The sequence below is a fragment of the Neomoorella sulfitireducens genome (assembly GCF_024733845.1).
In the GTDB taxonomy this organism is placed as follows: domain Bacteria; phylum Bacillota; class DSM-521; order Neomoorellales; family Neomoorellaceae; genus Neomoorella; species Neomoorella sulfitireducens.
The window spans coordinates 267,288-281,915 of the sequence record NZ_JANRHG010000001.1 but is presented as its reverse complement, the minus strand read 5'-3'; the positions used below and the strand labels follow the sequence as shown (position 1 = coordinate 281,915).

Below are 14,628 nucleotides of genomic sequence, written 5' to 3'. Positions count from 1 at the left end.
AACAACAGGAACATATGATGCAGTATACAGTTTGAAGGTGATGTGATGGGCAAATTATTCGGTACAGACGGCGTCCGCGGCGTGGCCAATGCCGGCCTTACCCCGGAATTAGCCTTTCGCCTGGGAAGGGCCGGTGCCGCCGTACTGGCAGGGCAGGCAGGACGGGCCAGGGTGGTGGTAGGACGGGATACGCGTATTTCCGGCGATATGCTGGAAGCAGCCCTGGTGGCCGGTATCTGTTCCGTCGGGGGTGACGTCCTGAAGGTAGGGGTGGTACCGACCCCGGCTGTGGCCTGGTTGACCCGAAACCTGGAAGCCGATGCCGGCGTCGTCATCTCGGCTTCCCACAACCCCGTGGCCGATAACGGCATTAAATTTTTCAGCGCCAGCGGCTACAAGCTACCCGATCCCGTAGAAGAAGAAATTGAGCGGCTGGTGCTGGAAGCGGAAGATAACCTGCCCAGACCTGTAGGCTTGGAACTGGGACGGGTGCTGGATACGGAGGAGGCTGCCGAGCGCTATGTTGCTTTCGTGTGCAGCACCGCCACCCGGGGCCTGGCCGGTATGCAGGTGGTGCTTGACTGTGCCTATGGCGCTGCCTGCCGGGTGGCACCGGCGGTTTTCCGGCGCCTGGGAGCTGAAATTTACCCCTTGCATAATACCCCCGATGGGACTAATATAAACGTCGGATGTGGTTCCACCCACCCGGAGGTACTCCGGGACGAGGTAGTCGCCCGGGGGGCTGATGTGGGCCTGGCCTTTGACGGTGATGCCGACCGGGTCATTGCCGTGGATGAAAAGGGACAGGTGGTCGACGGCGATGCCATCATGACCATCCTGGCCCTCGCCCGCCAGGAGCAGGGGGGCCTGCCCGGCGGCCAGGTAGTAGTGACGGTGATGAGCAACTTCGGCCTCCACCAGGCCCTGACAGCAGCGGGCCTGCGGGTGCACCAGACCCGCGTCGGCGACCGTTACGTGTTAGAGGAGATGTTGCGTACCGGGGCCTTCCTGGGCGGTGAGCAGTCGGGCCACATCATCCTGCTGGAGCACAACACCACCGGCGACGGCATCCTTACCGGGGTGCAGTTGCTCCAGGTCATGGTTGCCACCGGCCGGCCCCTGTCGGAGCTGGCGGCAGCAATGCCGCACCTGCCCCAGCTGCTGGTCAACGTAACGGTGGCGGATAAAGAGGGTGCCATGGCCAGCCCTGCCCTCCTGGCAGCAGTAGCGGCGGCCCGGGAACAGCTGGCGGGCCGGGGAAGGGTCCTGGTCAGGCCATCGGGAACGGAACCCATTATCCGTATTATGGTAGAAGGCCCGGACAGGGAAGAGCTTGAGGCTATTATGACCGGCCTTAGGCAGGCTGTCATCGGGCTGTGATTCCGGCACCATTAAGTATTGCTTTATGACACATTTGTTCAGAAAACGGTGTGAAAGCGGAGGGAAAGCTAAAGGGGTCCGGCGGGCTCACTTAAGTAACACTTAATAGGAGCCAGGGAACTGCCGGCTTGCCGCCGCTTTTACCCGGCAGCCACCGGCCACGAAAAGACCAGGTTGTTTTAATCAGATAATCTCGCCGTTGCTGCCTGATGGCACCGGGGCATAAGGAAATCCATTTCAGGGAAAGGAGGTGATTTTACCCGGGTCGCAGGAGTCCGGGTTATTCAGCAAGATCAAGGGGAGAGATAAAGGAACAGTACAAAGGCAAGCGCCGGGACCGGCCGGCTCGCCGTTTATGCCCGGGCAGACCTGGAGGGCCATCCGGGCAGGCGGGTACCGGAAGGTTGACGAGGCGGGGGTTAATCGAAGCATCGGCGGGTGCCCCCCGGTCCGGTTACGACCGTCAAAGGCGCTACAAAACCCGGGAGTAATCCCGGGGACAAAGGGCGCCGGGTAACCCCTTATCTCTCCCTGGTAAAAAAATAAGGGAGAGTGAGCTTTATATGTGCGGTATCGTTGGTTATCTGGGCCCGCGCCCGGCCGTCCCCATATTGGTTGAGGGACTGGAAAAGCTGGAGTACCGGGGCTATGATTCCGCCGGCATAGCGGTATTGAATGGCGGCAGGCTGTTAGTAGAAAAGAGCGCCGGTAAGCTCCATGTCCTGAAGAGCCGCCTTAACGGCAATCTCAATGGCGGCCGGGTGGGGATCGGCCACACCCGCTGGGCCACCCACGGGCAACCCTCCGACGTTAACGCCCATCCCCACCTGGACTGTACGGGCAAGTTTGCCGTGGTCCACAACGGCATTATCGAAAACTACCAGGAACTGCGGGAGCAGCTTGCGGCCGCCGGGCACCGTTTTGTATCCGAGACGGATACAGAAGTCCTGGCCCACCTGGTGGAACAGTTTTATGAGGGCGACCTGCTGGAGGCGGTCTTCAGGATGCTGCCGAGTTTACGCGGTTCCTATGCCCTGGTCGTGGCCAGCGCCTACCATCCCCGGGAGCTGGTCGGGGTACGCCAGGACAGCCCTTTAATTGTAGGGCTGGCCCAGGGGGAAACCTACCTGGCTTCCGATATTCCGGCCTTGTTGCCCTATACGCGGGACACCTATATTTTAGAAAATGGGGAAATTGTGCATATCAGACCCGAAGGCGTCAAGGTTTTTGATGCGCAAGGTAAGCCTAAGGCCAAAGAGGTATACCACGTTGGCTGGGACTTCCAGGCGGCCGAAAAAGGCGGCTATGCCCACTTTATGCTCAAAGAAATTCACGAGCAGCCCCGGGCGTTACGGGATACCCTGAGCGGCCGCCTGCAGCCTGACGGCAGGGTAAAGCTGGAAGGCGTAAATCTAATGCCAGAAATGGCGGCTTCCATCGAAAAGATAGCCGTTATCGCCTGCGGCACCGCCCACTACGCCGGCATGGTCGGCAAGTACCTCATGGAGAAGCTGCTGCGCCTGCCGGTGGAAGACGACATTGCTTCCGAATTTCGTTACCGCGACCCCATTCTCGATGAAAAAACCCTGGGCCTGGTTATCAGCCAGTCGGGAGAAACGGCGGATACCCTGGCCAGCCTGCGGGAGGCTAAAAAAGCGGGGGCGCAGATCCTGGCCATTACCAACGTCGTCGGCAGTTCGGTAGCCAGGGAAGCCGACCACGTTATTTACACCTGGGCCGGCCCGGAGATAGCCGTAGCTTCCACCAAGGCTTACCTTACCCAGGTGCTCGCCGAGTATTTATTCACCCTGTACCTAGCAGAAAAGCGGGGTAAAGCCCCCTGGGCGGTTGAACTAGCCGGCCAGCTTAAAGTTATACCGGATTATGTAGCAAGAGTAATAAAAACCGAAGCGCGGGTGCAAGAACTGGCCGCCCGGGTGGCCGCCCACGAGCACGTATTTTTCATCGGCCGCGGTATGGATTATGCCGTTTCCCTGGAAGGCGCCTTGAAGCTCAAAGAGATTTCCTATATCCATGCTGAAGCTTATGCGGCGGGAGAGCTCAAACATGGCACCATAGCCCTCATTGAAGAAGGAACTCCCGTCATCGCCCTGGCCACCCAGGCAGAGCTTGTGGAGAAAATGATCAGCAACATCAAGGAAGTCAAGGCCCGGGGCGCCTGGGTCCTGGCCCTGACCCAGGAAGGCAACACAGCTATCGAAAAAGAAGTTGACCAGGTCCTTTACCTGCCGGCCGTACCGTCGCTGCTGGCGCCAATCGTCACGGTAGTGCCCCTACAGCTCCTGGCTTACTATGCCGCCGTCGCCCGCGGTTGTGACGTCGATAAGCCGCGTAATCTCGCCAAGAGCGTAACGGTGGAGTAGACAAAATGCGGGCGGGTCCCTGGAAAGGACCCGCCCGTTTAAATTTTTTAGTATTACGCAGAATCCCCCGCTTAACTTAAATATCTCCGTATTACTGCTGCCATAATTGGTCTAAAATCTTCGAGATGGTTTTGAATGATATTCCAGATTTCAGCAGCATCAACTTCGTCATAGAGATGGACTACTCGATTGCGGAAGCGGGCCATGGCTTTACAGGTATCTTCCAGTTGCTGCGGTATTAAGCCGTTGCGGGCCGCCAGCTCAACTGTTTCGACGTAGGACTTAGGTAATCCCCAACCTTCTCTGGAGATAATATGAGCACAAATATCCAGCATAGCTTCAATGGTTACCTGCAGCATTCTTGTGGCGGCGGCTTCGTACAGGCTATTTGATTGGAACTGGCTTAAATCCATACCCTGGAACTTCTTTAGCTCCCTCAATTCTTGTCGCATAAACTGCAACTTCTGGCGGATTTTTTCCCTATCAACCGTCACAGGAATTCCTCCCGCAGGCCGGCATCAAAATCCCGGTACAGGTTCTTCAGGTCGGGTTCAAAATCACAATAATGGCGAATGACCCTTTCCTTGAAATCGGCCAGGAGTATTTCTTCTTTAACATACAGGAGACGCCCTGTTTCTAATACCCGCATTTGCAGGGTCACCGGAACGCGACGCAGGTTCACCAGGTTAATATCGTCGCTTCGCCCGATCTGGCAAAACTCAGCCAACAACTCCAATTCGCGCCTATAGTCCCACGAGGTTTCCGGCATCGGCAGTACACCCAGATCAACATCCGATAGTGCCGTTTGCCACTCCGTACCGTAGGAGCCATATAAAAACAGGGCCAGGATATCTTCCTGCCGGCCCGCGAAATCGGCCATGTTTTTTAATTGCTTGGGAGAAAGGGTTATTTTTTCTAATTTGCGGCTCAATCTGACCAACAATATCTCACCCCAATTATCAGGTACAAGGTTTCTTATTTTACAGAAGATCATGCACCGGAAAGCTTCATCAAGGCAGCGACACCGCCGCGTCCAATCGAGTTAGCTGAAAATTAACTAACCTCGATATCCTAAGAGGTCTGATGCTCATTCTGTGAAAACCATTTCTTCAAGGTAGCTTTCAACTTTACAAATGCCGGATTTATGCAGCTTTCCAGGCTTACAGATATGGCTAACTGATAATACAATGAAGAAGAACGGGCCTTTCCAGTTAGTTTCAAAGCCCGTTCAAAGGCCTCTTTCGGTCGATTTGGTTTTCCCTTACGATCTTCTGAAAAACCCTCCTGGATTAACCAGGACCTCAAATCCGTTTCTCTGCCAGCCCAACCGATTATCCGGTCAACGTGGGGAGAATTACTCCAGACCCATATTTCCAGTTCCGGAGAGATAACAATGGCTACGGCCCGGTCACCCCAGCCGGATTGCCTCAGACGTTCTTCAATCTGTTTTTCCAGTTGTTTTCTAGATAGACGTTCCCGGCCGCAGCCCTTATGATCAAGCATTACTAGTGCATGAGTATAGTTACTCGCTATAGAACGTAAAAAATCATGTCCCCGCAAGAGGCACCCCGGGTCATTTTCTGGATGAACGAAACAATCAAAGGTTAGTTGAGGTATCCCTAGTGCCTGTGGGCGTGTCAGCAACCCCTTAATTGTGTACTCCATGTTTTTATCGGCCACGAGGACCACCAGGTCCTTGATCATCCAAGCACACCCCCGGCAAAAAGGACACCCAGGTTGGTTTCTCCCTGCCAATGTTTCAACGCCGGGTGTTCGCTGCCCAGGACGATATCGGTGGCGCCTTCGGCGGTCCTGGCGAAGCAAAGAATTTTCTCTGGTTCAGCCAGGCTTAAAATAACCGGAGAATGGGTGGCCAGAAGGATTTGAGCATTGTAAACGGAAGACAGGGACTGGAACATGGTTTCCACTGCCCTGGGGTGAATGCCATTTTCCGGTTCTTCAATCAAGTAAATGCCCTTAAAATCAGGCAGGTAAGCCGGTAGTGTGAGCGCCAGGAGGCGCAGCGTTCCATCCGACGCCATCCATGACGGTACGTTTAAACCGCCACGATAAACCAGCACCAGGTAGCAATGTTTGTCGTCTTCCCTCACTATGGTCTGAATGTCTTCCAGGTCCGGGAGCGCCGTCTGCAGGTGGGCGATCCAGTCTTTAAACTTTTCAGGTGCTTTCTCCCGCAGATTGGTCACCACCCAGGGCAGGTTGGAACCATCCGGTTTGAATCCACGCACCTGCCCGGGAGGACTGGCTTTACGCAAAAGCATACTGTTCAGGATAAACTGTTGCACACCTTCTGTCAATAAGCCTTTTAACCAGGTCGCTACAGGAAACTTGGATTCATCCTCAGGCAGGTTTCCCAGGGCTGATTTACGTGTACCCAGCTTAAATGCAGGCGACCATCCCTTGCCGGGTTCAGAGTAGACTTCAGAATAGTAATTATCATTTCCCCCATAAACTTTGTTAACAACGGTACGGCCGTATTTTTTTCCTTTAGGTGTTAGAATTGTTTGCGGCGGCTCAATATAATCAGGAAACAAAGTCCTTTCTTTATAAGGAATTGGCGTTGCCTTTTTTAACAAAACCTTTTCAGCAAGTATTTCCGTTTCGCCATGCTCATTCCCCACCTTAACTTCATAACGTACGGAGTCATATGGCTGTTTGCCTAGTTGTGCCTGTCGATCTGAAGGAATTCTGGCCTCGATGGCCAGTTCGAGACTATTCCTGTTTCGCATCCAGACCATGTCTTGAAAATTTTTCGTTCTTTCGCCCACTGCCGCATCCAGGCCTTCCGAAACAAGGCTGCCCAGAAAGGAGATTACGTCCAGGAACGTAGTTTTCCCGCTGGCGTTAGGGCCGATTAAAACGTGAAAAGGGCCGAGAGGTTGCTTGATATACCTCAAGCAGCGGAAATTTAATACTTCAATCAAAGTTATCATAAGGTACCCTCACTAATGTTATAAATTTACATTTATCTGGAATTTTGGGTGCAATAACCATAAACTTCCATATAAATTTTACCGTGGTTAATATTATAACCACTGCCTAAAAACAAGAAACACTTTAAGACCTTTTAGAGATTAACTGATAGAATTTCCTTTCCTAACCTAATAGCCATAAGAGCCAATATTCCCTGACGCCGGCAGCTTCGTACTCCACAGGTGTCCTCGTCGCATCAGGCCGGCAATTCCTCGAAAGTCAATTTGCCGAAATTCTATTCCAGAAAATACCCTCCTGGCCTTTAGTATATCATACAATGCTTTTTCTTTCAGCCAATCTTATAACGAAATCCCTACAAACTAGAACTTATGAACAGCGCATGGATTCCAACTCGCTCTATATAATTTTTTTATCTTTCTTGCAGCAACGGCCGTCGTTTTGTAGTTATAATATCACCAAAGAGACCATGTTTTCAATATATTGGCAGATTACCCTGGCACCCTTACAATCGCAACTGATGCCAGGTTTTAAATGAATGAAGCGCGTAAATTGTCCCGCGAGGGAATTTTTTGCAGGCGCGAATTAACCTTGACGTCTTCGCGGCAGGAATTTGGCGTTTTTATGCCGAATTGGTCATAAGAATTGGTTGTAATGGTAATATCCATAATTCAGGGCTTTTTTAGAACCGTACCCGGCGTGGCCAGTGATGGCCGGAAAAAGGGTGGCTTCATGCCGGATTCTAGAAGATGCGGACAGGGGGTATTGGCTTTGCTATCGGTACTGGATACATGCCGGCCGCGTCCCGAGATCCTGGCCGGCACATTTAACCCCGAGGTTTTTACAGCGTCTTTGAGTCCCATCATCGAGTATTACCGCAGCGGCCGGGGCGTCATAGATAATATTTACACCGACGCGGAACTTTTTTTCCGCGAGGCCACCTACCCGACACAGGGCTTGCGCCTGACCCTGGCGGAAGTTTTCGGCCGTATCGCTGGTGACATGACGGTTCCGGCTATCCACCGGCTGGAAACGGCTTTTGGCGGCGGTAAGACCCATACCCTGATCGCCTGCACCCACATTGCCTATAAAGGTACGGCGCTGCGCGACGTCGTTCGAGATTTTCTCGACCCGCAATTCCTCCCGGCGCCCGGTTCACTGGCCGTCGTCGGCGTGGCCGGGGACGAGATCCCGGTACATAAACCGAAAGGTAATGACCTGGTGCCCTACACCCTATGGGGAGAGATTGCCTATCAAATCGGTGGCGAGGAGCTCTACCGCCAGGTGGAAGAAGAGACCGGCTCCTATGCCGCACCCGGCAAGACGTATTTTGCGAGGGTGCTGGGAGGGCGGAAGGCCATTATCATGCTGGATGAGCTGGCCCAGTACGCGGCCCGCCTGGAAGCGGCCCGGCCCGACGGGGCCAACCAGCTTGCAGCCTTTCTAATGGGGCTGCACGGCTATGCCCGCAATCATCCCGGCATCGCGGTTATTCTTACCCTGGCCAGCGCCACCGATGCCTTTGCCCGCCAGACGGAGCATTTAGCTAAGCTCGTTAGCCAGGTGCGCGGCGAAGAGGTCAGTGAAGATGATGCCCTGGGGATTGGCGAAAAAGCCGTCAAGGGCGTAGCCAGCGTAGTGGCCCGCGACGCCGTCCAGGTTACGCCGGTGCATGCCGCCGAGATCGCTTCCGTACTGGCCAAGCGGCTTTTTTTATCCATAGACAGCGAAGCTGCCAGGGAAATGGCGAAAGAATATATTGCCATGTACCGCCGCAACGCTGCCATGCTTCCCCAGGAGGCTACCAGCGATGATTTTTTGGGCCGGATGACTGCCAACTATCCCTTCCATCCTACCTTGATAGATTTCCTGAATAACAAGCTGGCCAGCGCCGAGAACTTCCAGGGCACGCGCGGCGTTCTACGGGTATTGGCCCTGGCCGTTCGCAGCCTGTGGCAAAAACAGCAGGCCGTTCCCATGATCCACGCCTGTCACCTTGACCTGCGCTCGGACAGGGTGGTCAATGAGATCCTCGGCCGTACCGGTAGCTCCGACCTGCTTTTCGTCCTTAATGCGGACGTGGGCGGCGTCGATACGGGTACCCTCGAGGGCGGCCGTAGCAATGCCGAGCTTGCCGACCGGCGCAACCCGCACCCGGAGGGCCATCCCCTTTACGAGTACACCTGGAAGACGGTCTTTCTTCACAGCCTGGTGGGGCGCGAAGAGGGCCTGGACTCCAAAATCTTCGGCCTCACCGAGGCCGAGGCCCTGTTCGCCGTATCCTTTCCCGGCCTGACGCCGCCCCAGGTACGCATGGCCTTAGAAGAGATAAACGAAAGCGCCTTTTACCTTCGCTACGAGCAAGGGAAATATTTTGCCAGCCCCGAGCCGACGATTAACAACATCCTTGCCAGGATCCGCAATACCATCACCGCAGGACAGGTCCAGGAGCTCCTTGAAGCTACGGCGCGCAAGATCATCACCGGCGGTTCAGGCTTGTTCCATATAGAACACGACGTCGCGCTGCCGGAACATTTGCCCGACGGCAAAGGCAGGCCCGTGCTGGGGGTCGTCGCCCCTGGTGCCGAAACCATTGATGTTGAGGCTATGGTAACTACCAGGGGGGTTAATACACCCCGGCTACAGCAGAACCTCATTTTTCTCCTGGTTCCCGAAACCGTCACTGTTCAAGGAATGAGTGATGAGGGAGAGTTATTCGCAAATCGAGGTGCCCAGGCACAAGAAGCACGCCAGCGTATCGAAACTATCGCCCGCCAGGTCCTGGCCATGCGCCTCTTGAGCGACAGGCCCCAGAGCTACGGGCTCAACCCCCGCCGGCTGGCGGAAGAAGATTTCCAAAAACGTTTCAGTGAGCGGGAGCAGGGCTTGGTCACCACCGTTGCCGGTATCTATACCCGCTTCTACTACCCGGGAGCAGGAGGGCATATTATCCGCCGCGACCTCAAGACGGCTGGCGGCGAGGGTGGCCTGCCTTTCATAGAGCAAATCCGCGAAATCTTAATCAAAGATGGCGAGATTCTCACCGCCAGCAATACCACCCATGCGGACCTTATAAATTTAAGCAAGCTCTTCTTTGACCACGGTGATACCATAACCCTGGCCAAACTGCGGGATAACTTCGCCTGCGTGCGCAACTGGCCGGTACTGGAGAATGCGGCCGTTTTCGAGCAAATTATCCGCGCCGGGGTGCAGAAGGGCGTATGGTGCGTTTACCGCATGGGCGCGGCAGACAGCCTGAAGCCGGCTGAATTTTACCACCAGGAGAACGGCATACCCATGGGGGTCAACCTGGCTGCCGAAGGCTATGGTCTCATTACCGTCCAGGGGGCAAACCAGCGCGGCTGGATAGCCGCCCGCCGGCCTGATCCTGACAAGATGGGTGATGACGTTTTCTACACGGTAAGCGGCAGCGGGGCGGTCAAGATAGAGGAAGTTGCCGAAAACCTGACCGAAAAATACGGGGAAATCCCGGAACGAGACTTCCAGGAGGCTGTGGTGAACCTGGTTAAGAAGGGCCGCCTGCTGGCCTTTCGCGGCACGCCGGACCAGCAAGAAAAGCCCGAACTCATCCAGGGGCCCGCTGCCGTCCTTTATACCCCCCAGGATGGTGATGTGCTGATCACGCCGGCAAAAGCGGCTGAACGGGGGTGGCTTAAAGCTAGCGGCCAAACCCTTACCCTGGAGGGCCGGGAAGGCACGGAAAAAATTTTGCCCTTGCTGGGGCGGCTGGGCAGCATCTATAACCGGGGCGCCAGGACGACTATTAAAATGTTGGAGTTATTGGATCTTAAGCTTCCGGAGGGGGGGCTCATGCGCATAGAGCTCACCGATGTCACCCCGGGATCGGTGAATGCCCTGGGGGAGCTTTTTGAGGTGCTGGCGGGTGTTGTCACCAAAGGAGAACGTACAGAGGCCTTCCTGGAAATCGAAAATCCTGACGACGATTGCCCCTTTATCAAAGAGTTAAAGAAAGTTAGTTCGGCAGATAAAGGTAGCGAGTGATTAATATGACGAAAAAGCAAAAGCCGACCGATCCCCTGGAGCTGGAACGGGATTTCCAGCATCGCATCCGGCCTCTTTTGCTGCAGGCCCCCTGGATCTTGCGGGTAACCGAATTTAAAGATAAACCCATTCCCGTACTGGTGGTCAAGGAGCGCTTGAACCCCGGGGAGGACCGGCAGAAAAACGGCGGGGCTGCGGGCAAAACAGCCCTCAAAGAGCGGGGATGCCTGTACGGCCAGCCCCTGCGCCGCTGTTTGCCCGTAATCCGCACCATTATCGGCGGCGTCTGCGACGCGGCCGGGATCCCCCTGGAGCTGCAGCGGTTCCTTGGCAATGGCCGCATTTCCTTCCGGGGTAACCTCCCTTTGGATGAGGAAGCAGGCGTAAAGCTGGCCCTTATTTTTAAACTCCAGGAAAGGGTAAAGGAAATGGACCGCGTCGAGCTCATGGCCTGGCGCGTGGCGCGTTTCAGTCGCGAGGAAGCCGCCTACTGGCTGACGCGGGGAACCCAGTACGGCGAGGCGGCTAACCGCTGGGCGCTGGCCGGCATGCGCATCATGCTGGGCGGCCAGCCCGGCGACAAGGCGATCCTGCAACTTCTTGAGAAGCTGCGCAGGTAGGGATGATGGTAATGCAGAACGGTAAAGCCAGGACTGACGTCCGTCTCATCGAAGCAGGTTTTCCCTGCCACCAGGTCGGCGCCGAGACCCAGAGGGAACGCGGCGCCAGTTCCGCCCTCCCGCCTCTTTATTTTCTCCACGTCTGGTGGGCGCGGCGGCCCCTTGTGCCGAGCCGGGCCGCCATCCTCGCCTCCCTCCTGCCCGCCGGGACGGACCCGGACTGGTTCCTGCGCCAGCTCGGCATCGAGAAAGTGCAGGCAATAGTGAACGGCGAGCCGTGGATCCTTACCGGGCAAATCTTAAGCCGCGTGGAAACCGACAGGACTGGGGTCGAGTGGCTGCCGGTCGATGAAGCGATCATACGGGCAATGGAAAAGGAGCAGGAACGACGTGCTAAAAACCGGGAGATTATTCAAAAGCTCTGCAACGCCGACCCGAGCCTTCGCAGCCATCCGGTGATCGAACGTTGGGTTCGGGAGTCGCAGCCGCTGCCGCAGCCCTGGCCTGAAAAAGGCGATCACCTCCCGGTCCAGCGGGTAGCTGCGGATCCGGCCCATGTGAATGAGCGAATCGAGTTTGCCAAGTCGGAACGTGTAAAGAGCATTTTAGGATCTGTCATTAAATGGGACGATGAAGATTTGTACGCATATGGTCGAGCTTATGCGCACCATCCAGCTCCAGTGAATGAACCGTTGACAGTGCTTGATCCCACGGCAGGAGGTGGTTCTATCCCGTTTGAGGCCATGCGCCTCGGGCATAGAGTTATTGCCAACGAATTAAACCCTGTTGCTGTTGTAATACTATACGCTACTCTTGACTACCCGGCAAGGTTTGGGTTTGACTTGATCAAAGACCTGGAGAAATGGGGCAACCGTTTGGTTACGCACGTCGAACAGCAGATGTCTGATGTGACGCCTTTTTCGCCGCTTCCCAGGGAAGAATTGGAGCATCTAAGGCGACATTGCAGTAAGTGCCCGGAAGTCGTTTCCCAGTTTGATGGGAATGAACAGGATCAAATAGGACTACTTTATTGCCGCCAGGTCACCTGTCCCCACTGCGGCGGCGAGGCGCCGCTGTTGAACACCTGCTGGCTCTCTAAGGAAGGCGATAAGTGGGGCGTGCGGATCGTCCCCGACGGCCGCAAAAGGGGCGGGAAGGTCCGCTTTGAGATCTACCGCGTCAGGGGCAACCGGGGGCCCAACGGCGAGGACCCGGACTTCGCGACGGTGAAGGACGGCGTCGGCTTATGCGTCCACTGCCGCCAGGCCATTCCCGCCGACGAGATTAAAGCCCAGGCGCGGGGAGAATCGCCCCACGGCAAATGGCAGGACCGCCTTTACTGCGTCGCGGCCGTGCGCTACCAGCCCAAGCTGGATAAATACGGCAGGCCGCAGCGCTATGCCAGCGGCGAGAGGGCCGGGGAAATTAAGACCGAGAAGGTGCGCTTCTTCCGGCCGCCCAACGAGCGGGACCTGGCGGCCCTGGCCAAGGCCGAAAAGCGCCTCGCCGAACGCTGGCCTGAGTGGGAGCAGCAGGGGCTTATTCCTACGGAAAGTTTTCCTCCGGGCAACGACATGCGTCCTGTTATATACGGCATGACGCGCTGGTGCGATATGTTCACCCCGCGCCAGCTCCTGGGGCACCTCATCCTGGTCGGGGAGCTCAACCGCCTCAAACCTGAAATCTTAAAGGAACTCGGCCAGGAACGCGGCCGCGCCGTAGTCACGTACCTTCAATTTATGGTCGATAAAGGGCTTGATTATAACAGCAAGCAAACACGCTGGGAATACACCCGTGGTATAGTAAAAGGTACCTTTGGGCGCCATGACTTTTCAATAAAGTGGACATTCGGCGAAATGATCTTTACCGGCCCCAATTCCGGAGCGGCCTGGGCCCTGGCCCAGGTTTTGGACGCCTACGCCGGCATCGCCGAGCTGGTGGCGCCGCTGCATGATCGCCTTAACGGCGCCGCCCCGCCGGTGACCATCCGCTGCGGCACGGCCGCCAGCCTGGACCTGCCGGATGCTTCCGTGGACCTCATCTGCATCGACCCCCCCTACTACAACAACGTCCAGTACGCGGAGCTGTCCGACTACTTCTACGTCTGGCAGCGACGCACCCTCCACGACTTGTACCCAGAGCTGTTCCGGCGGCGGCTTACCAACAAGACGGACGAGGCCGTGGCCAATCCCGCCCGGGACGGGTCGGCCGCCGGGGCGGCCAGGGAGTACGAGCGCCTGATGGGCGAGATCTTCGCCGAGTGCCGCCGGGTCCTCAAAGATGACGGCATCATGACGATTATGTTCACCCACAAGACCCAGGAGGCCTGGGAGGCTTTGACACGCTCGTTAATAGAGAGCGGCTGGACGATCACGTCTTCGCTGCCGGTGGAGTCGGAGGCGGCAGAGTCCATCCATCAGAAAGGCATGGCTGCCGCGGCCAGCTCTATCTTCCTGACCTGCCGCAAGCGGGAGGTAAAGGACGGTAAACCCGCCACCTGGAGCGGCTTCGGCGGCACCGGGGTGGCCCGGCTGGTGCGCGAGGCCGTGCGCCGGGCCCTGGAAGAGTTCGCCCCCCTTCACCTCAACCCGGTGGACGAGATGGTGGCCGGTTACGGCCGCGCCCTGCATGTGCTTTCCCAGCACTGGCCGGTGCTGGACGGCGACGAGCCGGTCAGCCCCACCCGCGCCATGAACGAGGCCAGCGCCGTCGTTGCCCAGTACCAGATCACTCGCTTGACAGGGGGACGCCTGCGGGTGGAAGACCTGAACCCGGAAGCCGCCATGGCCCTCACCCTCTACGGCATATTCAGCCTGGCCGAATTTCCCTATGATGAGGCCCTGAACCTCTCTCGTTCCCTCAATATCAGCCTGGAGGCCAGGGCGGGCGGGTATACCGTCAGCGGCCGCATGATCGGCATCAACGACGAAAGCCGCGGCGGCCGTACCGGGCGCGCCGCTGCCGGGGACGGCGGCTACCACGCGCCCCTCATCCGCCGGGGCTCGAAGCTGCGCCTGGCCCGGCCGGAGGAGCGCGACAGGAAGCGGCTTGAAAACCCGCAGACCGAGTGGGACCTTCTCCACGGTTTGCTCCTCGCTTACCGGGAAGGCGATGTGCCCCTCGCCCGCGCCTATCTGGCCCAGCATGCCGGGGGACGGGAGCAGGTGCTCCGCGATCTCCTTTCCGTCTGGGCGGCGCAGGCGGCCGACGAAAAGCTGCGCCGGGAAGCGGAGGCCATTCTCTTCGGCTTGCAGTAGAACATCCGGATA

At 56.8% G+C, this 14,628-nt stretch carries 10 protein-coding genes; 5 read left to right on the top strand and 5 right to left on the bottom strand.

The features are described from left to right. Positions 1–45: 45 nt before the first annotated feature. Positions 46–1,380 carry a phosphoglucosamine mutase gene (gene glmM, locus NWF31_RS01330; protein ID WP_258358699.1) on the top strand — a complete coding sequence of 445 codons (1,335 nt, stop codon included), beginning with the start codon at positions 46–48 and terminating at the stop codon, positions 1,378–1,380. A 237-nt stretch (positions 1,381–1,617) separates the two neighbouring features. Here the strand turns inward: glmM and NWF31_RS01325 are convergent, their stop codons facing one another. Then, the gene (locus NWF31_RS01325) at positions 1,618–1,812 is read right to left on the bottom strand and encodes a hypothetical protein (protein WP_258358698.1); all 195 of its coding nucleotides are present in this window, start codon (positions 1,810–1,812) and stop codon (positions 1,618–1,620) included. Between the two features lie 131 nt (positions 1,813–1,943). Here NWF31_RS01325 and glmS point away from each other — a divergent pair, with 131 nt between their 5' ends. Next, the gene (gene glmS, locus NWF31_RS01320; RefSeq protein WP_258358697.1) at positions 1,944–3,764 is read left to right on the top strand and encodes a glutamine--fructose-6-phosphate transaminase (isomerizing); all 1,821 of its coding nucleotides are present in this window, start codon (positions 1,944–1,946) and stop codon (positions 3,762–3,764) included. A gap of 71 nt (positions 3,765–3,835) precedes the next feature. Here glmS and hepT read toward each other — a convergent pair whose 3' ends face one another. The 4 genes from hepT to mads3 form a co-directional block, all read right to left on the bottom strand. Then, positions 3,836–4,258 (bottom strand): type VII toxin-antitoxin system HepT family RNase toxin, encoded by a 423-nt coding sequence (gene hepT / locus NWF31_RS01315; RefSeq protein ID WP_258358696.1) that lies wholly within the window; start codon positions 4,256–4,258, stop codon positions 3,836–3,838. Then, complete coding sequence (gene mntA / locus NWF31_RS01310; RefSeq protein WP_258358695.1) at positions 4,255–4,704, bottom strand: type VII toxin-antitoxin system MntA family adenylyltransferase antitoxin; 450 nt, start codon at positions 4,702–4,704, stop codon at positions 4,255–4,257. The genes hepT and mntA overlap by 4 nt, the downstream gene beginning before the upstream one ends. 131 nt (positions 4,705–4,835) lie before the next feature. Next, a complete protein-coding gene (gene mads4, locus NWF31_RS01305) occupies positions 4,836–5,468 on the bottom strand; it encodes a methylation-associated defense system protein MAD4 (RefSeq protein WP_258358694.1) in 633 nt (210 codons plus the stop codon). Then, positions 5,465–6,718, bottom strand: coding sequence for a methylation-associated defense system AAA family ATPase MAD3 (gene mads3 / locus NWF31_RS01300; RefSeq protein WP_258358693.1), 1,254 nt, complete (start codon positions 6,716–6,718; stop codon positions 5,465–5,467). Before mads3 ends, mads4 begins: the two co-directional genes overlap by 4 nt. Positions 6,719–7,487: 769 nt before the next feature. On the opposite strand from mads3, the gene NWF31_RS01295 reads away from it, so the two are divergent. The 3 genes from NWF31_RS01295 to NWF31_RS01285 are packed head-to-tail and all read left to right on the top strand — an operon-like array spanning position 7,488 to position 14,616. Beyond that, positions 7,488–10,739: an ATP-binding protein gene (locus NWF31_RS01295; RefSeq protein WP_258358692.1), complete on the top strand. Its 3,252-nt coding sequence runs from the start codon at positions 7,488–7,490 to the stop codon at positions 10,737–10,739. Between the two features lie 5 nt (positions 10,740–10,744). Continuing rightward, positions 10,745–11,359 (top strand): DUF7680 family protein, encoded by a 615-nt coding sequence (locus tag NWF31_RS01290; protein ID WP_258358691.1) that lies wholly within the window; start codon positions 10,745–10,747, stop codon positions 11,357–11,359. Positions 11,360–11,370: 11 nt separating this feature from the next. Continuing rightward, positions 11,371–14,616, top strand: a complete 3,246-nt coding sequence (locus NWF31_RS01285; RefSeq protein ID WP_258358690.1) for a DUF1156 domain-containing protein — start codon at positions 11,371–11,373, stop codon at positions 14,614–14,616. Positions 14,617–14,628 lie beyond the last annotated feature (12 nt).

Excerpts from the sequence above, each read along its gene's own strand:
- NWF31_RS01285 (WP_258358690.1), top strand. The coding sequence starts at position 11,371 with ATGCAGAACGGTAAAGCCAGGACTGACGTCCGTCTCATCGAAGCAGGT.
- NWF31_RS01325 (WP_258358698.1), bottom strand. The coding sequence starts at position 1,812 with ATGCTTCGATTAACCCCCGCCTCGTCAACCTTCCGGTACCCGCCTGCC.
- mads4 (WP_258358694.1), bottom strand. The coding sequence starts at position 5,468 with ATGATCAAGGACCTGGTGGTCCTCGTGGCCGATAAAAACATGGAGTAC.
- glmS (WP_258358697.1), top strand. The coding sequence starts at position 1,944 with ATGTGCGGTATCGTTGGTTATCTGGGCCCGCGCCCGGCCGTCCCCATA.
- NWF31_RS01290 (WP_258358691.1), top strand. The coding sequence starts at position 10,745 with ATGACGAAAAAGCAAAAGCCGACCGATCCCCTGGAGCTGGAACGGGAT.
- glmM (WP_258358699.1), top strand. The coding sequence starts at position 46 with ATGGGCAAATTATTCGGTACAGACGGCGTCCGCGGCGTGGCCAATGCC.
- mads3 (WP_258358693.1), bottom strand. The coding sequence starts at position 6,718 with ATGATAACTTTGATTGAAGTATTAAATTTCCGCTGCTTGAGGTATATC.